The 22,619-nt window shown below is 64.4% G+C and carries 23 protein-coding genes and 2 pseudogenes; 14 read left to right on the plus strand and 11 right to left on the minus strand.

What is annotated here, in order from left to right; all coding sequences use genetic code 11:
* Positions 1–162 precede the first annotated feature (162 nt).
* A complete protein-coding gene (locus AC06FD_RS03465) occupies positions 163–1,140 on the plus strand; it encodes an RluA family pseudouridine synthase (RefSeq protein WP_478047073.1) in 978 nt (325 codons plus the stop codon).
* 42 nt (positions 1,141–1,182) lie between these two features.
* Here the strand turns inward: AC06FD_RS03465 and zupT are convergent, their stop codons facing one another.
* From zupT to AC06FD_RS03480, 3 genes are all read right to left on the minus strand, one after another.
* Positions 1,183–1,992: a zinc transporter ZupT gene (gene zupT, locus AC06FD_RS03470; protein ID WP_259203357.1), complete on the minus strand. Its 810-nt coding sequence runs from the start codon at positions 1,990–1,992 to the stop codon at positions 1,183–1,185.
* A gap of 89 nt (positions 1,993–2,081) precedes the next feature.
* Positions 2,082–2,498, minus strand: a complete 417-nt coding sequence (locus AC06FD_RS03475) for an energy transducer TonB (protein ID WP_259203356.1) — start codon at positions 2,496–2,498, stop codon at positions 2,082–2,084.
* Positions 2,499–2,502: 4 nt separating this feature from the next.
* Positions 2,503–2,844: a 4a-hydroxytetrahydrobiopterin dehydratase gene (locus AC06FD_RS03480; RefSeq protein ID WP_259203355.1), complete on the minus strand. Its 342-nt coding sequence runs from the start codon at positions 2,842–2,844 to the stop codon at positions 2,503–2,505.
* Between the two features lie 102 nt (positions 2,845–2,946).
* On the opposite strand from AC06FD_RS03480, the gene AC06FD_RS03485 reads away from it, so the two are divergent.
* Complete coding sequence (locus tag AC06FD_RS03485; protein WP_259203354.1) at positions 2,947–3,546, plus strand: NfuA family Fe-S biogenesis protein; 600 nt, start codon at positions 2,947–2,949, stop codon at positions 3,544–3,546.
* A gap of 9 nt (positions 3,547–3,555) precedes the next feature.
* Positions 3,556–5,271, plus strand: coding sequence for a hypothetical protein (locus AC06FD_RS03490; RefSeq protein ID WP_478076978.1), 1,716 nt, complete (start codon positions 3,556–3,558; stop codon positions 5,269–5,271).
* Positions 5,272–5,293: 22 nt separating this feature from the next.
* Here the strand turns inward: AC06FD_RS03490 and AC06FD_RS03495 are convergent, their stop codons facing one another.
* Together AC06FD_RS03495 and AC06FD_RS03500 are read right to left on the minus strand one after the other, a co-directional pair.
* Positions 5,294–5,734 (minus strand): barstar family protein, encoded by a 441-nt coding sequence (locus tag AC06FD_RS03495; protein WP_394162565.1) that lies wholly within the window; start codon positions 5,732–5,734, stop codon positions 5,294–5,296.
* Entirely contained in the window at positions 5,731–6,192 is a 462-nt protein-coding gene (locus tag AC06FD_RS03500; protein ID WP_478076979.1) for a guanyl-specific ribonuclease, read from the minus strand. The genes AC06FD_RS03495 and AC06FD_RS03500 overlap by 4 nt, the downstream gene beginning before the upstream one ends.
* A 246-nt stretch (positions 6,193–6,438) precedes the next feature.
* On the opposite strand from AC06FD_RS03500, the gene AC06FD_RS03505 reads away from it, so the two are divergent.
* Positions 6,439–7,050: a superoxide dismutase gene (locus tag AC06FD_RS03505; protein ID WP_259203346.1), complete on the plus strand. Its 612-nt coding sequence runs from the start codon at positions 6,439–6,441 to the stop codon at positions 7,048–7,050.
* A 103-nt stretch (positions 7,051–7,153) separates the two neighbouring features.
* Here AC06FD_RS03505 and AC06FD_RS03510 read toward each other — a convergent pair whose 3' ends face one another.
* Positions 7,154–8,005, minus strand: coding sequence for an endonuclease/exonuclease/phosphatase family protein (locus AC06FD_RS03510; protein ID WP_394162569.1), 852 nt, complete (start codon positions 8,003–8,005; stop codon positions 7,154–7,156).
* 174 nt (positions 8,006–8,179) lie between these two features.
* Between AC06FD_RS03510 and AC06FD_RS03515 the strand changes: the two genes are divergently transcribed.
* Together AC06FD_RS03515 and AC06FD_RS03520 are read left to right on the plus strand one after the other, a co-directional pair.
* Positions 8,180–9,742: a POT-type proton-dependent oligopeptide transporter gene (locus tag AC06FD_RS03515; protein WP_259203341.1), complete on the plus strand. Its 1,563-nt coding sequence runs from the start codon at positions 8,180–8,182 to the stop codon at positions 9,740–9,742.
* A gap of 8 nt (positions 9,743–9,750) precedes the next feature.
* Positions 9,751–10,374, plus strand: coding sequence for a rhomboid family intramembrane serine protease (locus AC06FD_RS03520; RefSeq protein WP_259203338.1), 624 nt, complete (start codon positions 9,751–9,753; stop codon positions 10,372–10,374).
* A gap of 162 nt (positions 10,375–10,536) precedes the next feature.
* Here the strand turns inward: AC06FD_RS03520 and AC06FD_RS03525 are convergent, their stop codons facing one another.
* Positions 10,537–10,713, minus strand: coding sequence for a hypothetical protein (locus AC06FD_RS03525; RefSeq protein WP_478076980.1), 177 nt, complete (start codon positions 10,711–10,713; stop codon positions 10,537–10,539).
* Between the two features lie 213 nt (positions 10,714–10,926).
* Between AC06FD_RS03525 and AC06FD_RS03530 the strand changes: the two genes are divergently transcribed.
* The 8 genes and pseudogenes from AC06FD_RS03530 to AC06FD_RS03565 all read left to right on the plus strand — a co-directional run bounded on the left by AC06FD_RS03530 (position 10,927) and on the right by AC06FD_RS03565 (position 18,394).
* Positions 10,927–11,229 carry a GNAT family N-acetyltransferase gene (locus tag AC06FD_RS03530; RefSeq protein ID WP_259203336.1) on the plus strand — a complete coding sequence of 101 codons (303 nt, stop codon included), beginning with the start codon at positions 10,927–10,929 and terminating at the stop codon, positions 11,227–11,229.
* Positions 11,230–11,292: 63 nt separating this feature from the next.
* Positions 11,293–12,156, plus strand: a complete 864-nt coding sequence (locus AC06FD_RS03535) for a DUF3298 and DUF4163 domain-containing protein (RefSeq protein WP_449335731.1) — start codon at positions 11,293–11,295, stop codon at positions 12,154–12,156.
* 14 nt (positions 12,157–12,170) lie between these two features.
* Positions 12,171–13,289 carry a cyclopropane fatty acyl phospholipid synthase gene (gene cfa / locus AC06FD_RS03540; protein WP_478076981.1) on the plus strand — a complete coding sequence of 373 codons (1,119 nt, stop codon included), beginning with the start codon at positions 12,171–12,173 and terminating at the stop codon, positions 13,287–13,289.
* A 197-nt stretch (positions 13,290–13,486) separates the two neighbouring features.
* On the plus strand, positions 13,487–14,302 hold the full coding sequence (locus AC06FD_RS03545) for a DUF6869 domain-containing protein (protein WP_478076982.1): 816 nt from the start codon (positions 13,487–13,489) through the stop codon (positions 14,300–14,302).
* A gap of 1,691 nt (positions 14,303–15,993) precedes the next feature.
* Positions 15,994–16,170, plus strand: a pseudogene (locus AC06FD_RS03550) (integrase core domain-containing protein); the annotation flags it as partial.
* A gap of 46 nt (positions 16,171–16,216) precedes the next feature.
* Complete coding sequence (locus tag AC06FD_RS03555) at positions 16,217–17,155, plus strand: RHS repeat domain-containing protein (RefSeq protein ID WP_478076983.1); 939 nt, start codon at positions 16,217–16,219, stop codon at positions 17,153–17,155.
* A 1-nt stretch (position 17,156) separates the two neighbouring features.
* Positions 17,157–17,627, plus strand: a complete 471-nt coding sequence (locus tag AC06FD_RS03560) for a hypothetical protein (RefSeq protein WP_478076984.1) — start codon at positions 17,157–17,159, stop codon at positions 17,625–17,627.
* A gap of 431 nt (positions 17,628–18,058) precedes the next feature.
* Complete coding sequence (locus tag AC06FD_RS03565; protein WP_259203330.1) at positions 18,059–18,394, plus strand: hypothetical protein; 336 nt, start codon at positions 18,059–18,061, stop codon at positions 18,392–18,394.
* A 102-nt stretch (positions 18,395–18,496) separates the two neighbouring features.
* On the opposite strand, the gene AC06FD_RS03570 is transcribed toward AC06FD_RS03565, so the two are convergent.
* The 4 genes and pseudogenes from AC06FD_RS03570 to AC06FD_RS03585 form a co-directional block, all read right to left on the minus strand.
* Entirely contained in the window at positions 18,497–18,751 is a 255-nt protein-coding gene (locus AC06FD_RS03570; RefSeq protein ID WP_478076985.1) for a hypothetical protein, read from the minus strand.
* Positions 18,752–18,949: 198 nt separating this feature from the next.
* A pseudogene (locus AC06FD_RS03575) lies at positions 18,950–19,211 on the minus strand (transposase); the annotation flags it as partial.
* 138 nt (positions 19,212–19,349) lie between these two features.
* Positions 19,350–20,081 carry a hypothetical protein gene (locus AC06FD_RS03580; RefSeq protein ID WP_478076986.1) on the minus strand — a complete coding sequence of 244 codons (732 nt, stop codon included), beginning with the start codon at positions 20,079–20,081 and terminating at the stop codon, positions 19,350–19,352.
* Positions 20,082–20,398: 317 nt separating this feature from the next.
* On the minus strand, positions 20,399–22,570 hold the full coding sequence (locus tag AC06FD_RS03585) for a M3 family metallopeptidase (protein WP_449335723.1): 2,172 nt from the start codon (positions 22,568–22,570) through the stop codon (positions 20,399–20,401).
* Positions 22,571–22,619: the final 49 nt, after the last annotated feature.

Raw genomic sequence — 22,619 nt, forward strand, 5'->3', positions numbered from 1 at the left:
GGCGATGGCCGGGACCGCCGGTGAGCCGCTAACATGGCCGCCCCGGGGGCGGTGGCTGCGCACTGTGCCGGAATCGCGGGAAGTCGGGCTTCTGGCCCAGAGCAACTTCCAACGAAATCAATCCCTTATCTCGCCCGCCGAGTGTAACAGAATAAAAGGCCAATGACCGTTACCGAGCCCACCCCCAAAGCCGCTGAAGCCATGACCAGCGTACGTATCATCACTGTCCCGGCCGATCGCGCCGGGCAACGCCTGGACAACTTCCTGCTCGGCCAGCTCAAGGGTGCACCGCGCAGCCTGATCTACAAGCTGGTGCGCAGCGGCCAGGTGCGGGTCAACGGCGGCCGCGCCAAGGCCGAGCGCAAGCTCGAGCCGGGCGACGAGGTGCGGGTGCCGCCGGTTCGTCTCACTGAGGAAGGAGACAAGGCCGGCCCGCCCGCCGCGTTCATGAAGCGTCTGGAAGATGCCATCGTGTTCGAGGACGATCGGCTGCTGGCACTGAACAAGCCCTCGGGCGTGGCCAGCCACGGAGGCAGCGGGATCAGCTTCGGCGCCATCGAGACCCTGCGTGCGCTGCGCCCGGGCAAGACCCTGGAGCTGGTGCACCGGCTGGATCGCGATACCTCGGGTCTGTTGATCGTGGCCAAGAAGCGCTCGGCGCTGAGCGAGTTGCAGGCGCTGTTGCGTGAAGACCACGGCGCCGGCATCCGCAAGCGCTACCTGACCCTGCTTGTCGGGCGGATGCCCGACGGCACCATGACCGTGGATGCCCCGCTGCACGTGGGGCTGCGCCAGGGGGGCGAGCGCCATGTCCAGGTCAACCCGATCGGCAAGGCGTCGATCAGCCACTTCAGCGTGCTGGAGCGCAAGGGTGGCCATTCCTACTGCGAGGTGCGTATCGAAACCGGGCGCACCCACCAGATCCGCGTGCATGCCCAGCACCTGGGTCATCCGGTCGCCGCTGATGACAAGTACGGCGATCCGGACGTCAACAAGCGGCTGCGCGAGCAGATCGGGCTCAAGCGCCTGTTCCTGCATGCGGCCACGCTGGAGTTCGCCCTGGATGACGGTCGCACCCCGTACCTGCTCAACGCGCCGCTGGCCGATGAACTGGTCGAGGTCCTCAACCGCCTGAAGTAACCGCGCCCGGTCCTGCCGGCCGGCGCCAGCGCCGGTTCCGGCTCACCATTTGAACAGCACCAGGCTGATCGCCAGGCTGCCCATCCCCGCCACCAGCCCGTACACGGTCTCGTGGCCCTTGGCGTATCGCTTGGCCGCCGGCAGCAGTTCGTCCAGGGCCAGGAACACCATCACCCCGGAGATCAGGCCGAACACCCAGCCGAAGGTGGCGTGGTTGAGCATGCCCGACAGGGCGAAATAGCCGATCGCCGCGCCGATCGGCTCGGCCAGGCCGGACAGCAGGCTGGCCCCGAATGCGTACCCTTTGTTCTGCGTGGCGAAATACACCGGCACCGCGATCGCGATGCCCTCGGGGATGTTGTGGATGGCGATCGCGAAGGCCAGCGGCATGCCCACCGCCGGGCTTTCCAGGGTGGCGAAGAAGGTGGCCAGGCCCTCGGGGAAGTTGTGCGCGGTGATCGCGATCGCGGTCAGCATGCCGACCCGCTTGATGTAGGCCTTGTTGTTGTCGCGGAACAGCGGGTCCTGCTTGTCCAGGCTCTCGTGCGGGTTGGGCACCAGGTGGTCGATCACCACGATCAGCAGTACCCCGACCAGGAACGCGGCCGTGCCGTAGGCGAACCCCAGCCGGGCGTCGTAGGCCTGGGTGAACGAATCGATCGCCTTGTTGAGGATCTCGGTCAGCGAGACGAACACCATCGCGCCGCCGGCGAAGGCCAGCCCGAACGCCAGCAGGCGAGGATTGGGGCGGCGCGAGAACAGCACCATCAGGCTGCCCAGGCCCGTGGCCAGGCCGGCGGCCAGGGTCACGCCGAGGGCGACCCAGACGTGTTCAGCGGATATGTCTAGCATGTGCCACAGCGTCCTTGTAGAAGTGCAACGCGCCCCGGGCGGGGCGCGCGAAGGCGAGGCTGGCTGCGGCTGACCTCAATATGGGGGCATCAACCGCCGCGGCGGAGCCGCTCTTCGACCGCGAAGCACTCGTCGGGCTTGGGCTGCGGCGGATTGAAGCTCACCGGCACTTGGATCGTGGTGGACACGGTCTGGCCATTGCGGGTGGCGGCCTTGAACTCCCAGCCTTCCACCGCCTTGCGGGCCTGCTCGTCGAGCTGGGCATTGCCGCTGCCGCTCACCTGCGCCACCTGGCTGGGCTTGCCGGTGGCGGCGATCACCACCTTGAACGTGCTGGTGCCGCCGATGCCCTGGCAGGCCAGTTCGATCGGGTACTGCGGCGGCGGAGTCTTCACCGCGGCCACGTCGGTGGGCGCGGCCACCGGCGCCTCGGGGGCGGCGGGTTGGTTGCAGCCGCTCAAGGCGGCGAGGGCGATGCTGGACAATACGAGGGTCTGCAGTTTCATGGGGTCACTCCGTCAGGGCCGAAGCCTTGGCTGCACAGATGAAGTCGTTTTCGCTCAGGCCGCCCACGTCATGGGTGGAGAAGCGCACCACGGCACGGTCGTAATGCACGCCCAGGTCGGGGTGGTGGTCCTCGCGATGGGCCACCCAGGCCAGGGCGTTCACGAAGGCCATGGTCCGGTGGTAGTCCTGGAAGCGGAAGGTGCGGGTGAGCGCCTGGCCGTGCTCGGCCAGCTCCCAGCCCGGGACCTGCGCCAGCAGCTCGGCTACCCGGGCCTCGCCGAGCTTGTGGTCGCTGCCCTTGCGCGGTACGCAACGGGCCTGTGCCAGCGGAATCCGGTCGGCCATGAAATCCTCCACTCCCTTTCTTCTTGCAAGATGCCTGAACGATGCGCCGGCCAGTGTATAAACCGAATGAGCGCATAACATGTGATTGGCTAGAATAGCCCGATGATCCAGATATCCGACACTGCCCAGACCTATTTCCGCAAGCTGATCGAGCGTGAGGGCGTGCCCGGCATGGGCGTGCGTCTCAGCGCCGTCGATGCGGGCACCCCGCGCGCCGATGCCCGCTTGGAGTTCGCCGAGCCCGCCGAACTGCTCGGTGACGAGTGGGCGGTGGACTGCGACGGCTTCACCCTGTACGTCGATGCGCCCAGCGTCGGCTGGCTCGACGGGGCCGACATCGACATCGTCAGCAATGCCGCCGGCGGCCAGCAGCTGACCATCAAGGCGCCCAAGATCAAGGGCGAAGCGCCCGGTGACGCGTCTTCGCTGGTCGAGCGCGTGCGCTGGGTCGTGGAAAACGAAGTGAACCCGCAGCTGGCCTCGCATGGCGGGAAGGTTGCCGTGCAGGAAGTCTCGGCCGACGGCGTGGTGCTGCTGCGCTTCGGCGGCGGCTGCCAGGGCTGCGGCATGGCCGATGTAACCCTCAAGCAGGGCATCGAGAAGACCCTGATGGGGCGTGTTCCCGGCATCACCGCGGTACGCGACGCGACCGACCACGACAGTGGCAACGCGCCGTACATCCCGCGCGGCACGGCCGCCTGATCGCGCTGCGTGCCACTGCGCCGGGCTGACGACATCCTCGCTTGGCTGCTGGCTCGCCAGCCGGACAAGCGCATCCTCGAAAAAACCACGGGCCTCCCCTACGGGTGGGGCCTCTGGCTGCGCGCGTTGACCCCCTTGCCGCGTCCGTTCCGCTCCAGCGAGGTCATCGCCACGCTGATCGACCGCCCGTTGCCCGGGTCGCCTGGCCGGCTGCCGCAGCTGGGGTTCCTGCAGTCGGTGCGGCGCCTGCTGTGGCAGGGATGGGACCCGGCACCGCGTGACCAGCGCTGGATGCGCTGGAGCTCGGCGGCCCTCAGCCTGCTGCTGCACGTGGTGTTTGCCGCCTTGCTGTTGTGGGTGGCGCTGATCCGTCCGCCAACCGAGCCGGAGCAGGGTGGGGAAAGTGGGCGCATGCAGGTCGAGCTGGTCGGCCGCGGCACCCCGCAGGAGGACGGCGGTGGCGAGCCCGCGCCGGCCGCCGCCGCTGCCCCGACCGCGGCCAGCGCACCGCCCCGTCCGCCCACCCCCGCCGCCGAGCGCCCCACCGCCGTGGCCACCGCGCCGCAGCCCCGTGCCGAGGCCGCACCGCCAAGCGAGCCGCAGCCGGCGCCGGCGACCCCGCCGGTGGAGCAGCCGGTGCAGGCCACCGAAGTGGCCGAGGCCACCACCGATTTCGTGGTGCCCCCGACCAGCGTGCCGCGCACCGAGGTGCGGGTGGTGCCGCGCCAGGTGCAGGACGTGCAGGTCATCGAGCGCCAGGTCACCGTGGTCGATGCGCCGACACCGCGTCCCAGCACACCGACGCCGCGCCCGCTGGACCCGCAGCTGCGCACGCCGCAGCTGGCGGTGCGCGAGCGCGAAGTGAGCGTGGTCGAGGCGCCGGCTACCCAGGTAACGGTGCCCGGGCCGCGCGTCGAGGTGACCCTGCCGCAGCGCGACCTGCAGGTGCGCGAGCGTGAGATCCAGCCGGTGACCGCGCCGTCGGTAGCGATGGCCAGCGTGCCGCAGCGCGAGGTCAGCGTGGCCCCCCGCACACCGCAGGTGGCCGTCCGCGAGCGCAGCGTGCCCACGCCGGCCGATCGTCCGGCGCCGGTGGCGCCCACGTCCAGCGCGGCGACCGCAACGGCGAGCGCGCCCGCTGCCAGCCGGGCGCCGTCACCCAGTACGGCCCGCGCCGCGGCGCCCGCCGCCCGTCCGGCGGTGAACCCCGGCGATTGGGCCACGCCCACGCGTGGCGACGACTGGGGCGCGGCCAACCATCCGCAGGATGCCGACCTCAACGGGCGCGCGGTCAGTGCCACCGGCAAGAGCGGCGGCAGCCTGTTCAATGCCGACGGCAGCGTGCGCGTGCCCGGCCAGGACGGCAAGGGCGACACCGAACGCGGCGCGCCGGGCGGTGACAAGGATGGCTGGACCAAGGAGCGCATCGCGCAATCGGGAACCTGGCTCAAGCGTCCGCCCTACGACTACACGCCGACGTCGTTCGACAAGTACTGGGCGCCCAACGAATCGTTGCTTGCCGAGTGGGTCCGCAAGGGCATCAAGGCGGTGGAAATCCCGATCCCGGGCACCAGCTCGTCCATTTCCTGCGTGGTCTCGATCCTGCAGTTCGGTGGCGGCTGCGGCCTGAGCGACCCGAACATGCAGGATCAGCCGGCCGTCGCGCGGCCGCCGCCGGACATCCCGTTCAAGAAAGAACTGCAGGAAGACAACGGCAGCCGCTGAAGCAGCCACGCATGGCGTGGCGTTAGGGCTCGGCGCCCGCTTCCGTGTCTGCATCCTGCAGGGCGACGAACGCCCAGAACGGCACGTTGCTCTCGCTCCAGTAGCCGCTGGCGTCGTCGAGCACATCCAGCAACGTGTCGAAGTCGGCGCCGGCATGCGCACGCAGCGCGTCGGCATCGTTGAAGAACAGCGCATAGCCGTTGGCCGGCAACCAGGCCAGGTCACGCAGGTTGTCGGTGAGTGCATCCCAGTTGCCGCCGAAGCCGGTCGGGAAATCCAGGCGCGCTGCCAGCCGCATCAGCAGGGTGCGCTTGTCCTGGCAGCCGTCCAGGTCGATCTGCACCACGCGCAGGCCGGCATCGCGCATCGCCGCCGACAACGGACCGACGTCGCCATTGCCGATCGCATACACGCCGGCATTGTTGATGTCGTGCAGGCCCAACTCGAATCCATCATGGTTCATTTCCAGCTCCCGGCCGGTGGTACGTCAAAACTGCGGAAGGTTTCGTAGTGGTCGTCGGTGTAGAACCAGCCGGTGGGCGGAGTGCCACCGGTGACGATGCGACGCGCACCGCGGTTGCCGGCACCCGGGGTGTCGACGGTGTACTCGTGGTAGTAGCCGCGCGGGCGCGGCGGCAGGTGCTGCTCGCGGTTGCCGAACACGCTGCCGTCCTGGCGGTGCGGGAACGGGCCGCCCTGCTGGATCAGCGCGATGGTGTGCCGGGCCTCGGCCGGCAGGAACGCCGGCAGGGCCTGCCGCGCAGGCGCGGGGCCGTCGTCCGGGACCGTAGCGGCCGGTGGCGTGGCGCCGGTCAGCGACGGAGCGAACTGGGGCGGAGGCGGGCGCTGCGAAAATTTGATCGCGGCCAGGCCGCCGATCAGCAGCACGATGGCGACCAGCAACAGCAGGGGCTTGCGCATGGGCAGGGACGGGCAGGGGACAGGCCACTACTGTAGCGTCAACGACCTTCGCCACGATGAGGCGCAGCGCAACAGCGGCGGATGCGCGGCAGCGTCGCCGTCACCGCTGCATCACATCGCCTGCACAGCTGCATGCGCAGGACCAAGTTTCCTTTACATGGCCCTTGGTAAGCTTGCCGGCCATCCCCATCATCGTCAGCGCAACGCCCGGTCTTCGCCGGGTGAGTGAGCTACCAGGAGAACCACATGGCCTACACCCTCCCCAAGCTGTCCTACGCCTACGACGCCCTTGAGCCGCATATCGACGCGGCCACGATGGAAATCCATCACACCAAGCACCACCAGACCTACATCAACAACGTCAACGCTGCGCTGGAAGGCACCGAATACGCCGACCTGCCGATCGAAGAGCTGGTGAAGAAGACCAAGTCGCTGCCGGAGAACCTGCAGGGCCCGGTGCGCAACAACGGTGGCGGCCACGCCAACCACAGCCTGTTCTGGACGGTCATGTCGCCCAACGGCGGCGGCGCCCCGGTCGGCGATGTCGGCAAGGCGATCGAATCGCAGCTGGGCGGCGTGGAGAAGTTCAAGGAAGCCTTCACCAAGGCTGCGCTGACCCGCTTCGGCAGCGGCTGGGCCTGGCTGAGCGTGACCCCGGACAAGAAGATCGTGGTGGAAAGCAGCGCCAACCAGGACAGCCCGCTGATGGACGGCAATACCCCGATCCTGGCGCTGGACGTGTGGGAACACGCCTACTACCTGAAGTACCAGAACCGTCGCCCGGAATACATCGGCGCGTTCTTCAACGTGGTCGACTGGAACGAAGTCGAGCGTCGTTACCAGGCGGCCATCGCCTGAGCGATCCTGCCGGGTAGGTAAGCCGACGGCCAGGCAGCAATGCCTGGCCGTCGTCGTTTCTGTCGTCGTGTGTGCCAGCGTGGTCCGACGCGCGCCCCGCAGGTCAGGGCGCGCTGACCGGCGCGGGCGACTGCAGCCGCAGCGTGGCCATGACGCCCAGCCGCAGCGGGCCGGCCTCGGTGCCGCCGGTGTCTGGCGGCGGCAGCTTGAGAGCCTGCTGGCCGAGCCCGTCGAAATGCTTGACCTGGAAGAGCACGTCCAGGCCATGCCCGCGTGCGCTGCCGGCCACCGACGGCGGATCCACCCGCTCGCCGGGATTGCGCCGGGCCGGCTGGAACCCCGGCGCGCTGCTGACCAGTTCGGCGGTGTCGGCGGAGAAGTCGCCGGCGATCAGCGAGGGCAGGCCTTCGGCGGTGGCACCGATCCAGGTCATCAGGTCGCTCGCCTGGTGGCGGCGCACCTGCGGCTCGTCCGGGTCCGGGCGCAGCCGCGCCACGTAGATGTTGACCAGTTCTTCCTTCAGCTTCACCCGCAGCATCCCCGCCGCGCTGTACTGGCCCGGCGGATGCAGCAGGGTAACGCCGTCCTCGCTGACCGGCAGCCGGGTCAGCATGGCACTGCCACGCCGCAAGGGCTGGCTGGGCGGATCGGCGGTGACGAAGTCGCAGCTGTAGCGCAGCCGGGTGGCCAGCCAGCACGCCGGGTTGCGCCCCTGCGCCTGCAGTACCCGCTGCACCGCGATCACGTCCGGCTGCAGGGCTTCCAGCATCTGCAGCACCTGATCGCGGCGCTGCTCCCACTGGCCTTCGTCCAGGGTGGGCAGCTCCAGGGTGGCCACCGTGAGCAGCCGCTCGCCGGCCTCGTCCTGACGCGCATGGGCCTGTGCGACCGTGGTGGCCAGCAGCAACAGCAGCAGCCAGCCGGGGCAACGTCCTGTAACAGCAGGGGGAATCATGCGCATAACGATAAGTTTACGCTTTGGCCGTCGACGCTTCGTGACTTCCGTTGCGATCTGTTGCGATCGCCTGCCATGTTCGGCGAGTGCTGTCACGTAGGGCCGCAGCGTGCGCCGGTGGGCCCCCTTCCGGTAAGCTCGCACCCTTTCGTATTTGCAGGACAGCCCCATAGGATGAGCACGATCGCAGCCGCCAGCGCAGGCAAGGGAAAGATGCCGCGCCAGATTCCGTACATCATTGGCAACGAGGCCTGCGAGCGGTTCAGTTTCTATGGGATGCGCAACATCCTGGTGCAGTTCCTGATCACCTCGCTGCTGCTGCAGGAGATCACCGCCGAAGGCCGTGCCGGCGAGGCCAAGGACATCATGCACAGCTTCATGATCGGCGTGTATTTCTTCCCGCTGCTCGGTGGCTGGCTGGCCGACAAGTTCTTCGGCAAGTACCACACCATCCTCTGGTTCAGCCTGATCTACTGCGCCGGCCACGCCTGCCTGGCCGTGTTCGAAGACAGCCGCCAGGGCTTTTTCCTGGGCCTGGGCCTGATCGCGCTCGGTGCCGGTGGCATCAAGCCGCTGGTGGCTTCGTTCATGGGTGACCAGTTCGACCAGAGCAACAAGCACCTGGCCAAGGTCGTGTTCGACGCGTTCTACTGGATCATCAACTTCGGCTCGTTGTTCGCCTCCCTGCTGATCCCGCTGGCCCTGAAGAACCTGGGCCCGCAGTGGGCGTTCGGCATCCCCGGCATCCTGATGTTCGTGGCCACCTTCGTGTTCTGGCTGGGCCGCAAGCGTTACGTGCTGGTGCCGCTGCCGCCGAAGGACCCGCATTCGTTCGGCAATGTGGTGCGCACCGCACTGTCGGCGCAGGTGCCGGGCAAGGGCCGCCCTGGCCGTACCCTGGCCATCCTCGGTGCGGTGCTGGCGGTGGCCTCGATGGGCCTGGTCGGCAGCCTCGGCATCGTGATCTGCCTGTGCATCGCGCTGGTGCTGCTGTTGGCCGGTATCGGCGGTGGCACCTGGATCCAGCTGGATCGCGCCCGCGCCGTGCACCCGGCCGAGGCGGTCGAGGGCGTGCGCTCGGTGCTGCGCGTGCTGGTGATCTTCGCCCTGACCACGCCGTTCTTCTCGCTGTTCGACCAGAAAGCCTCCACCTGGGTGCTGCAGGGCCAGCAGATGGCCATGCCGAGCTGGTTCACCGCCTCGCAGATGCAGGCGCTCAACCCGCTGCTGGTGATGCTGCTCATCCCGTTCAACAACCTGGTGCTGTACCCGGCGCTGCGCCGCTTCGGTTTCGAGCCCACCGCGCTGCGCCGGATGACCGCCGGTATCGCCTTCAGCGGCCTGGCCTGGATCGTGGTCGGTGGCATCCAGGTGATGATGGACGGCGGCAACGTCATGTCCATCTTCTGGCAGATGCTGCCCTACGCGCTGCTGACCTTCGGCGAGGTGCTGGTCTCGGCCACCGGCCTGGAGTTTGCCTACAGCCAGGCCCCGCAGGCCATGAAGGGCGTGGTGATGAGCTTCTGGAACCTGACCACCACCATCGGCAACCTGTGGGTGCTGCTGTCCAACGCGGCGGTGCGCAACGACACGGTGACCCACAAGATCGCCAGTACCGGCCTGAGTGAGGCGGCGTTCCTGATGTTCTTCTTCGCCGGGTTCGCCTTCGTGGCGGCGTTGGCCTTCGGTTGGTATGCCAGGCGCTATCGTATGGTCGACAACTACCGTACGGCCTGAGCCCTGACATGACCCCCGTCAACCTGCTGCTGATCGCCATCACCGTCATCGTGTCGTGGATGGCGTTCAAGAACCGCGCCCTCGGCGACCGCCTGATCCTGTGGCCGCCGGCGATCGACCGCCATCGCCAGTACGACCGGTTGGTGACCTACGGGTTCATCCACGCCGACCTGCCGCACCTGGCGTTCAACATGATCACGCTGTTCTTCTTCGGCGGCCAGATCGAATCGCTGATGCTGGCCCTGACCGGCAGTTACTTCACCTATCCGGCGTTCTATCTCGGCGCGCTGGTGGTGTCGATCCTGCCCAGCTACCTGAAGAACCAGAAGAATCCCAACTACCTCAGCCTGGGTGCGTCGGGGGCGGTATCGGCGGTGCTGTTCGCCTTCATCCTGCTCAGTCCGTGGAGCGTGATCTTCGTGTTCTTCATCCCGGCGCCGGCGATCGTGTATGCCGCGTTCTACGTCGGCTACAGCATCTGGATGGACAAGCGCGGTGGCGACCGCATCAACCACAGCGCGCACCTGGCCGGGGCCGCGTTCGGGGTGATCTTCATGTTGGCGATGCGCCCGGCGATCTTCGATCACTTCCTGCGCGAGCTGAGCAACCCGAGCTTCCGTCCGCTGGGGTGAGCGGGGCCATCGGGTGCCGACCAACGGTCGCCACCCACCGGGACCGGGTTCACCGGCAACCCACGGCAGGCCACGACCGCTGGCCGTGACGCAGTCCGGACGGCCCCTCGGCCGCCCCGGGGCAGGGCACGACCGGCGGCCGTGCCACTGCGAAACGACGCGTTACGCCGCTTTCTTGCCTTCCGCGCCGTAGGCGCTCAGCAGGCGGGCATACACTTCGCTGTCGATCTGGTCGAACTCCCAGCCTTCGGTCTGGCCGTTGACGGCCAGCTGGAACAGGCCTTCAAGCAACGAGCTGTCGGCATCGGCCGGGGCCGGGGAGGCGGTTGCGTTGTCCATGTGGACCTCCTTGTAAAGCAGATTCGGGCAGGCAGGTGTCGCAAAACTCGTGCCAGCTTTCACGCCCTGTCCGTTATCGATATCGGCTTGAATCGCCGTAGCTTTAGGGCCGGATGTGACGCGCAGCGTCGCTGCTTGCCCCTGTTCAGGCTTCACGCGATCATGGCGCCATGCTGCGCACTATCGCGTCAGTCGCCGCAGGAGACATCGCCCATGGCTTCGGTCACCCCGCCCGGATTGGCGTACGAGGTGGAGCACGATCTGGCCAACCACCGGTTCCAGGCCCGCATCCAGGGGCACCTGGCGCTGCTGGATTACCAGATCAAGCGGAAGCGGATGGTCATCACCCATACCGAGGTACCCGAGCCCATCGGCGGGCGGGGCATCGCCGGGGAGTTGACCAAGGTGGCCCTGCGCTATGCGCGCGAGCACAAATACAAAGTGGTGCCGGCCTGTGCGTACGCCGAGGCGTTCATGCAGCGGCACACGGAATACGATGATTTGCTGGCCGGATGAATGCGGCCGGCGATGCTTCAGGGACGAACGATCATGATGACCGGTTTCAACAAGGGGATTGCAATGAACAGCGTAGTAAACCGTCGCGCGCTGCGCGCCAGCGCCCTGGCTTTGGCCGTGGGCGTGGTGCTGCTGGCAGGGTGCAAGCGCGACGAAGGCGACACCACCGCCGCACCTGCCGCCGCTACCAGCGCGGCGCAGCCGGCCGACATCGACACCGCGGCCACCCCGGCGGCGCCGGTGGAGCTGCGCGATGTCATCGAGAACACGCCGCAGGCCGTGGTCGGGATCAGCTATCCGACCGACCTCGCGCGCTACCCGGGGTTGGCCAAGGCCCTGGCCGACTATGCCAGCGCCGCCCGCGGCGAACTGCAGCAGGCCGTCGACGGCCTGGGCAACGACAAGCCGAGCATGCCGTATGAGTTGTCGCTGAGCTTCGAGAAGGTGCTGGAAACCCCGCAGTTGGTGGTGGTCAGCGCCGACGGCAGCCGGTATACCGGCGGCGCCCACGGCGAGCCGCTGGTGGCCCGTTTCGTGTGGTTGCCCGAGCAGCAGCAGATGCTCACCGCCGACAAGCTGGTGGCCGACGCCAAGGGCTGGAAGGCGGTCAGCGATTACATTGCCGACCAGCTGCGCGAGCGCGTGGCTACCCGCCTGAGCAGCGAGGACATGGATCCGGGCCAGTTGCAGGAATCGCTGCGCAGTGCCAGCCGGATGATCGCCGACGGCACCGAGCCCAGCGCGGACAACTTCAGCCAGTTCCAGCCGCTGACCGGTACTGACGGCAAGATCAGCGCGGTACGCTTCGTGTTCCCGCCGTACCAGGTCGGGCCGTACTCGGATGGCACGCAGACCGTGGATGTCCCGGCCAGCGTGCTGGCACCGCATGTCGGCACGGCCTACGCGGGGTTGTTCGCCCAGGGCTGATCGACGGAGGCGGTGTGGACGCGGGACTGCAACGACGAGTAACGCTGTTGCTGCACGAGGCCGGCATCACCGTCGACGGTGACCAGCCCCACGACATCCACGTACACGATCCGCGTTTCTATGCGCGAGTCATCGCCCAGGGCTCGCTCGGCCTGGGCGAAAGCTACATGGACGGCCAGTGGGATGCCGCCTCGCTGGACGGCTTCCTGCACCAGCTGATGCTGGCCCACCTCGACGAGCGCGTGCACGGTTGGCGCGAACTGGCCGACGCGCTCAAGGCGCGTCTGTTCAACCTGCAGGCCGGCAGCGGCAGTTTCGAGGTCGGCCGGCGCCACTACGACCTCGGCAACGACCTCTACCAGGCCATGCTCGGCCAGCGCCTGGTCTATAGCTGTGGCTACTGGCGCGACGCGGTGGACCTGGACGCGGCGCAGGAGGCCAAGCTCGACCTGATCTGCCGCAAACTCGGCCTGCGCCCGGGCCAGCACGTGCTGGATATCGGCTGCGGCTGGGGCGAGGCGCTGAAGTTCGCCGCCGAGCGCTATGGCGCGTCCGGGGTGGGCATCACCATCTCGCAGGAGCAGGCCGACTACGCGCGCCAGCTGTGCGCTGGCCTGCCCATCGAGATCCGCCTGCAGGATTACCACGACGTCGAAGAGACCTTCGACGCGATTTTCTCGGTCGGCATGTTCGAGCATGTCGGCGACAAGAACTACCGCGGCTATTTCGAGATGGCGCGGCGCTGTCTGCATCCGCACGGCCTGTTCCTGCTGCATTCGATCGGCGGCAATATTTCCCGGCACCGCACCGACCCGTGGATCGCCCGCTACATCTTCCCCAACTCGATGCTGCCCTCTGCGGTGCAGATCACCACCGCGTACGAAGGCCTGTTCGTGCTGGAGGATTGGCACAGCTTCGGCCCGGACTACGACCGCACGCTGCAGGCGTGGCGATTGAACATCGAACAGGCCTGGGGCGACCTCGACCCAAATCGCTACGACGCGCGCTTCAAGCGCATGTGGCGGTTCTACCTGGCCGCGTCGATGGCCAGTTTCCGCTGCCGGCACGCGCAGCTATGGCAGCTGGTGCTGTCGCCCAACGGCGTCCCGGGCGGGTACATCGCACCGCGGTAAGGCAAGAGCCACGGGCCGTCTCCCACGCGTCTCCGCGTAGAGCCACGCGATGCGTGGCTGGGCGAAGCCAATCCTCCCAAACTGCAATGACCTTGGCAGCGATCGCCAGCGCGTCTCCCTGCACACGCCGAAAACTGCGATACGCAGGCTCCAATCCAATCATCAATTTGGATCCGTCAGGGCTGAGCACGCTCTCGATGTGCGCCCGTCCCGAGAATGTTCTGGGCCGCGCAGCCGCGGGAATTGGTTCATCTGGAAGCGCTGGAACGTCCTCATCCGGCTTCGGTGCAGCCGGTGTTGCAGCTCCGGCATCGCTGGCGAGAGATGGCGCAAAGACTCATGATGACTGCCCCTTGCAGGATATGTGTGAAAAAATCCATGCGACGATCAGGACCATCCTGGCAGTCATGAAGAAAAGGTATCGGGGATATGCGCCAGGATGGCATGGACCTGTTCACTGCTCGGCCAACCGGAAAGATGTCATGGGCGGGCAGCAGCAACAGTTCCGATCTTGGCAGGTGCATCTTCGCGGGTACCTTGAGGTGGCAGACGCGATGAACTGCAAAGGTTATCCTTCCGACGCTTGGGAGTGGGCAACGAAGCCAGTCCCGACTCAGCCTGCACCGAGGTGGTTTTTGATGGAATTTTTGAACCGCCATGCTTTGGCAAGTGCTTGGGTTGCCTTGCAGGGCGCCACTGATGATTCCGCTCTACAAAGCGATTCCCAATGGTCTGCCATTCAGCTCAATATGATGTGTATTGAGGATCCTGAACAGGCATGGAGAGTGGTTGTAGAGATATTTGAATTGAGCTCCGACCCTTGGGTGCTGGAAAATCTGGGGGCTGGCCCTGTGGAAACGCTGTTGAGCTTGCATGGCCAATTTGCACTGAACGCTATTGAATCGTACATGTCGGAGAAGAGGGCTTTTTTGGGTGTCTTGGCCCACGTGTGGCGCGACGCACTGTCGCCGGAAGTCGCACAAGGATTGATGTCTCTAACCAAGAGACGGTGAGCGCGCGAATTCATCTGGGATTGGTAATGTATGAATGATCAAATGTTCGAGAGGGATGATCTGCACGATGCCTTGCTTCACCGCATCTGCATTGACTTGTCATCCCGTTTGGTCGAAATAGAGATGGCGTACTACGCTTCAAGCAATGACAGGCAAAGGACGCCGGGAGTTCTTCGAATAGAAGGGGTCGGCTCGCTCTCCGCAATCCTGGGTTTGATGTCCCTTGAATCGCATGCCAAATTTGGCAATTTTGTCTCTTGGGTTCCATCTGCGCGTGGCCATGGATATCTCTATCTTGCGAACGGCTGCATTCAGGTGGCATACGAGAGGTACGAGATCTGCTGAATTGGGCGTAGGTGTATCCAGCGTGGCGGCGAATTGTGCCTTTGCCAATAGCGTCGTGGAACGGCCAAAAAGTCCGGTTCTATCGCACTGAATGACGCCTCTGCTGTAGCTCCAGCCGCAGCCTTGCGATGTACGGCAGAACCGAGGTGTTGGGCGCAGTTCAGATCCACACTGTGGTCGCACGCGGGAGTTCTTGCGGCGAAGGCCGCCGGCTGGACCTCAGCTACGATTTGGGCTGGCGCCCGAAGGCTCCGCGCAGGCCAATTACCGACACAACGCGGCAGGCCAGCGCGTGTTGCAGCAGGTGGGTACTGAAAAGACGCCGTACCTGCATGGTGAGGGAGGCGAATGGTTCGGCCAGTATGGTGCAAACGGTGCCCCGGAACAGCAGGTCGTATAGCCAGGTTCCCGGCCTGTCGGACTGATTCAGGCGGGTAAGGTGCTCCATATCGAGTCCGACCATCTCGGGTCGCCGCGTGCATTGATCGATCCGCAGCGGGATGTCTCTGTATGGCGCTGGAGCCTGCTTGGTTGCGCATGGAATTGCTCGTGGCAACTGGGGTTTTGAAGGAGCCAAGTACAATTTCCACTTGGAATCGGAGTGCGTTAACGGAAAAGGGGGTATCGTTGACTTGGATGCCTACTGGTTCGGTGCCGGTTGTGGTGCTCCAGTTACATATACAATTTCAAGGGTGGTGCTTGAGGATGGCGCGGCGGACGTGAACCCCGAACATCTGATTGGCCCTCCTGTCCTTTACGGTGGCGGTCTCTCGCTTAGCGGCGGGGCAAGCTGCTCAGACTTGATGCTCGGATCGGCGCGATCTGAGCTTTCGTGGGCTGGGCAATGCGGCGTCGACGCTTCCTTCTACGCCCATCCAAAAGGTATCTCAATGTTTGATGGGCATCCTCAGGTCATCAATTACGGGCGTGGTTTCTAGAAGCAATGTATGAACTGGTTCCGTACATCTTCTACTGCATGGTAGTTAACGTGCTTAGTCGAACCTGTGCGATAGTCATGGCCAAGCGGGAGCGCGACAGAACATCCGGTGAAGAGCAGCTTGCTGCTCTCCCGGCCCTGCCATCGCGGGACTCAATGGAAATGCGCGACGCATTCTTCGGGTGCGTTGCCATCATTAGGGAGCGGAGATTTAGAAGTCCGATCGCTATTGTTGCGTCCATTCACCTTTGCTCGCAGGCTGCGTTCGTCATGATGCTTCTCGCTATGGGCTTCGTTCCGTTGTTGCAGTATTTCCTGGATGGCTGATAACGGACAAGACGCTGCACCTGAAGGGCAAGGGCGGCGAATGGCTCGGCCCCGGCCCAGCAGGTCGTGCGGTTGGGGTCTCAACGAATGCCTCAACGGGCACTGGTTCCCGACATTGCGTCATGCCCATACCAGCATTGAAAGCTGGTGGCGCGATTACAACGGAGAAAGACCCAAGCGAGCGCTTGGCGGGGCAACACTACCCGGTACGCCGCGCAGTTGGCGGCGAAGAAGGGATAACGTCGGCACCGGACGCTAGACCCCCGCTACTCAAGCTGGGGTTACGTCGCGACCATTTGCAGCAGATGGATACTGAAAAGACGCTGCACCTGCATGGTGAGGGGGGCGAGTGGCTCGGCAGCTATGGTGCGACCGGTACTCCGGCACAGCAGGTCGCGTGGTTGGGGTCTCAACCAGTCGGCCTGATTCAAGCGGGCAAGCTGCTATACATCCAGTCAGATCACTTGGGTTCGCCGCGCGTAGTGGTCGATCCGCAGCGGGATGTCGCTGTGTGGCGCTGGAGCGTTCTGGGAGAGCCTTTTGGATCAGGCATACCGGCCGAGGATCCAGATCAGGATGGAATCCTACAGTTCTTTGATCTTCGCTTCCCCGGTCAGCGCATGGATTCGGCCTCTGGGTTGAGCTACAACTATTTTCGAGACTATGAGCCAAGTACGGGGCGCTACGTTCAGAGTGATCCCATCGGCCTAAATGGCGGTGGTTCCACATACGGCTATGTGGGAGCGGACCCTGGAGGATCTACAGACTCCTACGGCTTGCAGCGCTTGAGACCCGCTCACGTGTCCAATCCCGGCCCCATCGGTGGATACGACTATTACCATGATCGTTACTACAGTAACGGTTATCAGTACTCAGGGTTTGAATGCTCTGACCTTGACGCCTTGGCAGGGGCCGTCGGCCTTGCATTTCGGTTGTCCCGTCCAGGGGAGTGGGCTGATCCGAATGGATTCAATAGAGTCCTTCTGGGTGGTCTGCTCACCGGCGCTTTTGGCTCGACTCAAGAGTCTCGCGCAAATCGCGATCCGGCAGTCCTGAAGCCGGTCAATCCCGGAAGGAATTGTGAAGGGGAGTGCAAGCCCTGTCCTCCGGGGGTCCGGTGGTACGTGAACAGGCCTGGGCATGGCCACGCAAACGGCTACTGGCATACGATCAACTACAATCAGGATCCAATGTCCTGCATGTGCTATCCAGATCGACCGAGCGGCGGTCTCCAGGGGAACTAGCATGAAGAACGTTAACTCGCAGATGCAGAGATTTAGAGAGGCAAGTCGACATATCTGGAATTCGTACCTGATGCCTGGCGAAGGCGTCGTCGACATAGCTGTCGAAGACTCTTTTCGCGAAATTGAGCGGGCGCTGCTGCAGAGTATGGTGCTCGATGGAAGTGCAGCGGCAGATCATTACCGGCGATCCGCCATTAGCGGGCTTTTTGTGAAGCCCAAGCTCGGGTTCCCAGAGGTGCCGGTCCAGTTGGCTAGTGCAGGGCTCGAAGGAAACACGTACTGGAGCAAGGTTGAGCTGGTTGCTGCTGCAGATCTTCCCAGGCTTGAGTTCTTGGATTTCTTTGACTGGATGCACTACGGGTATATCGACTACGGCATCGTTCGTGCAGTCGAGTGCGGCTCTGGACGGCGGGTATTGATCGAGAATATGTACTGTGATTTTTGGTGGCGATGTCCCCCCGAGATTGAGTAGCGAAGCGGTTTGGAGTCCAATCCTCAATCAAAAGGAGATTGGACGTGAAGAAGCCTCGATCGGGGTCAGCACGAGCAAGCGCTTGCGCCGCTGCGCCGGGCGCTGGCGTTGGGCAGCCGGGACAGAAATGCATATTTCAACGTGGGGGTGGCGTTGATCAACCTGAGCGAGCCGGCACTCGCGAAGACGGCGTTCACCCAAGCCTGCGCGCTGTCGGCATTGCCGTGCACGTGGGAAGCGTACTTTGATCCACAAGCCCATTGGAAGTAAGCGTTGGCTCAAGCGACGCGTTTTGCATGGAGGCCGCCGGGGAAACCCGGCGGCCTTTTTTGCGTGCGCACGTTGCCGGCACGCCACCTGCGGCGCTTATCTAGCGCGACGGCAGAGGGAAAGGCATGATGACGCCAGCTTCTACACCCCAAGGAACGGATATGACCCTTCACCGCATCAAGATGCTTCTTGCCGGCAGCCTGCTTGCCCTCGCCCTGACTCCCATTGCATCGGCACAGACGCGCGATGCCACCGCGATGCTGCAGGAATCGGTCGCCAAGGCCGTGGCCTGCCGCGGCGAGTTTGGCGACGACTGGGACCAGGTGGTGCGTGACGCACTGGACACGCTGGAAAGCCACCTGCTGGAGCAGGACCCGGACATGTCCAAGGTGGACATGGATGTGATCTACACCGAGGCGCTGGAAGGCGGCAAGACGATGAAGATGACGCCGGCGCTGCGCGCGTATTGCGAGCAGGCGATGGCGGCGGGGGGCTGAGGCGGGCGCGGCCCTTTTGCGGCGGAACGCGAATACCCCGATCAACAAAAAGGGCCATCACGCGCGGCCCGGCGTCGCCGAGCCGCGCGTGATGACGCCTTGTCACGGCCCCTCATCCATGGCTTTGAAGGCATAGAGCCTCGACAGGATGTAGTAGCCAAGGCCCGCCAGTTCCTGATCATCAAACGCCAACCGGTCAAACTGCGCTGCATTGACTTCCTTCAGCGTCACGATTTCGCGTTGATGCCATGCCGCAGGCTGGGATTGTCCTTCCTGAAGATCATCAAGCCGAATGAACATCCGGCCGTGCTCGTGGGTCAGGCGGACAAGGACGCCACGCTTCGGTTTGGTTGACATCACGATCTCTCCATCGCGTAGAGGGTGCATTCACAGGTCAACTCGGTGGCCGAGGCAGTTCGCTTCCCTCATGCATTAATCCGCCTCCCCCCACGATTTACTGCCCCGCCAACTGCACGCGCGACTGAGAACCCCGTCAACCGGTAGAACCACCCCATGGGTGGCTGCTCCCGACCGCGAACGCCACGCCACGCCCAGCACCAGCAGCCTGCGCGCCGGTACGGTCACCATTTTTTCGCAACGCGTACTTGATGACGCCGTTCTCGACAACCTGTTCCGCGAGTAGCTTCCTCAGACGCATTCTTTCAGCGTCCAGGTACTTGAGCCGCTTGGCGTAGGGCACGCTCATGCCGCCGAACTTGCTGCGTCAAAGGTAATACAAGGCCTCGCTGAAGCCGTGCTGGCGGCATAGGCCATTGATTGATATACGAGCCTCGGCTTCGCGCAGGAAGCCGATAATCCGTTCTTCGGAAAAGACTTCTTCACGTCAAATCTCCTTGTGATTGAGCCCTTGTGATTGAGCATTGGCCTTCAAACTGGACCTGCTAGGACTCCGCGTACAACTCGACACCACTAACATCGGAAACCAGAGGGGTGTCTACGAGTCTCCACCCAGCTCACTACACTCAGACAACAGGATGGTGAGCGAGCGCGGATCGACGTACATTGAGAGCTCCTGAGTTTTACCCGCCCACCAATCAGCGAGCAGCTCAACGTCAAACGGGCCGTACTGTAGACGACAAGTGGCGCGTGCCACTTCCTGCAAGAGCACATTGGGGGCATAGGCAGAACTCGCGTAGTCCTCGAGCCTTCCAGCAAGACCACCAAATTTGCCATCGAGCTCCACGTCCCACCTGCTTTCAGGCTGGAATGGAATCTCACCGACACCGAGCAGCTCCAGAGTTTTGATCACCGCGAGTACCACTCCCTCGCCCAATGCAGCGTGAGCGTCAGCCCCGAAACCGCAGGCCATCTCACGAATCAGAACCGCCTTGAGCGCCCACCTCTGCTCCCGGGAGAGCAGCGAATGGCCGGTTAACGAACTCACCAGCGTACGAAAATCCCGCGACTCTCGTTCATTCAAGCTCGGCCTCAGCTCCTTGACGAACCGATCAAAGGTCGCCGCCTTTCTGGTCGGCGAAAGATCCACGAAATAGTAGTCATCGGCTTCCGAAAGAATGCCCGATGCGGCGCGCCTAGCGACATTTTTCGTCTGCTCTATTGAAGCCTGTCCGCCACTCCATTGCCCCAAGGAAACGATCCAGGTCGAGAACCAGTCGGTTGAGAGCAAGAAGATGACGTCATCAGCCTCATCAATATCATGAAGCAACTCAATATCCTCGCGGCATGCCCGGCAGCCCACCATATGCCGCATCAAAGACCCCGAAGGGCAGGTGGCAATTATTCACAAGTGCTTTTTCAATCAGCTTCTTAAGCCGATTCTGCCATTTTCGAATCTGCTGCCCGGGCCCATCCCATGAGCCAGGGCAGCTAGGGCCGAGCGCTGGATTTGGCACCTGTCGGGCTGGATTGTACATATTGCACTTGTCAAATGGGGGGGGGCGGGATCCTCTCACGTGATCGGCAACAAAAAACCGCCCGGCAATGCCGGGCGGTCCTGTTTACATGCGTCGTTGAATCGAACGCTTATTTCTTGCCATCACCACCGGTCAAACCACGCTTCTCCAGCAGCGGTTCGATCTGCGGCTCATGCCCGGCGAAGGTGCGGAACAGCTCCATCGCATCCACGCTGCCGCCCTTGGACAGCAGGGTCTGGCGGAAATGGTCGCCGTTCTTGCGGCTCAGGCCGCCGTTCTCGCGGAACCACTTCTGGGTGTTGGCGTCGAGCACTTCCGACCAGATGTAGGCGTAGTAGCCGGCCGAGTAGCCGCCCATGATGTGGCTGAAGTACGGGGTCTTGTAGCGCGGCGGAACCGGCGCGTAGTAGATGCCGTCCTTCTCCAGCGCGGCGCGCTCGAAGGCCATCACGTCCTTTGCGGCCGGGACCTGGTCCGGACCGATCTGGTGCCAGCGCTGGTCGAGCATGGCCGCACCGAGATACTCGGTGGTGGCAAAGCCCTGGTTGAACTTGGCCGCGGCGATCACCTTGTCCAGCAGCGCCTGCGGCATGGCGGTGCCGTTCTGGTAGTGCTTGGCGTAGTTCTTCAGGATGGCCGGGTTGTCCGACCACATTTCATTGACCTGCGAGGGGAACTCGACGAAGTCGCGCGGCACGGCGGTGCCCGAGAAGTACGGGTACTTCACGTTGGAGAACATGCCGTGCAGGGCGTGGCCGAACTCGTGGAAGGTGGTGGTCACTTCATCCCAGGTCAGCAGCGACGGCTGGCCGGCCGGCGGCTTGGGGATGTTGAGGTGGTTGGCGACCACCGGCTTGAAGCCGGTCAACTCGGACTGGGACACATACGAGTTCATCCACGCACCGCCACGCTTGGAGGCGCGTGCGTAGGGGTCGAAGATGAAGATCGCCAGCTGGCTGCCGTCGGCGTCGAACACGTCATAGACGGTGACGTCCTCGTGGTAGACCGGCAGGTCGGTGCGCTGCTTGAAGGTCAGGCCGTATTCCTGGTTGGCGGCGAAGAACACGCCGTTCTCCAGCACGTTCTTCAGCTCGAAGTACGGCTTGAGCTGGGATTCGTCGAAGTTGTACTTGGCCTGGCGCACCTTCTCGCTGTAGAAGGCCCAGTCCCACGCTTCGAGCTGGAAGGTCGGCTTGCCGGCGGCCTTCTGTTCCTTGTCGATCATGGCCTGCAGGTCGGCCGCTTCGCGCTTGGCGTTGGCGACGGCGGCCGGGGCGAGCTGGCCGAGCATGGCGTTGACCGCTTCGGGGGTCTTGGCGGTCTGGTTGGTCAGGTTGTAGGCGGCGAAGTTGGCAAAGCCCATCAGCTTGGCCTTGTCGGCGCGCAGCTGCATGATGCGCGAGACCAGCGCGGTGTTGTCGAACTCACCGCCGCGGCTGCCGCGGGTGATCGAGGCTTCGTAGATCTTCTTGCGCAGGTCGCGGTTGCGCAGGTTGGTCAGCGGCGGCTGGCCGGTGGTGTTGAGCAGCGCGATGACGTACTTGCCGTCCAGCTTGCGGGCCTTGGCGGCTTCGGCGGCAGCGGCGATCTGCTCGTCGGACAGGCCGTCGAGCTGCTTGACGTCGTCCACGACCACGGCCGAGGCGTTCACTTCGTTCTGCACGTTCTGGCTGAACTTGGTGCCCAGGTTGGCCAGCTCGGCGTTCATCGCCTTGAGCTTGGTCTTGTCGGCTTCGTTGAGCTTGGCGCCCGAGCGGACGTAGCTGTCGTAGTACTTCTCGACCAGGCGCACGCCTTCGGCGTCGAGGCCGAGCTGGGTGCGGGTGTCGTACAGGGCTTGGATGCGGGCGAACAGCTTGCCGTTGAGGGCGATGGCATCGCTGTGCGCGGCGAACTTGGCCGAGTAGTCGGCCTGCAGCTTCTTGCGCGCGTCGTTGGTGTCGGCGCCGACCAGGCTGAAGAACACGGTGGTGGCGCGGTCCAGGGTGTCACCGCTCTTTTCCAGGGCGATGAGGGTGTTGTCGAAGGTCGGCTTGGCCTTGTTGTTGGCGATCGCGTCCACTTCCTTCAGCTGCTGCGCCATGCCGGCGTCGAAGGCCGGGGCGAAGTCGCTGTCCTTGATCTTGTCGAACTGCGGGTAGTGCAGCGGCAGTGGGCTGTCGGCGAAGAACGGGTTGGCCTGCTGGGCGGCCGCGGCGGCGGGGGCGGCGGCAACGGCGGAATAGGCGGGCAGGGCAAGGCCGAGGGTCACGGCGACGGCAAGGGCAAGACGGGTGGTCAAGGGGAATTCTCCGGTCAGACAAGTGCCCGAGGGTAACCCGGGGCGACGG

This window comes from Stenotrophomonas sp. Steno-Z1, assembly GCF_056393175.1.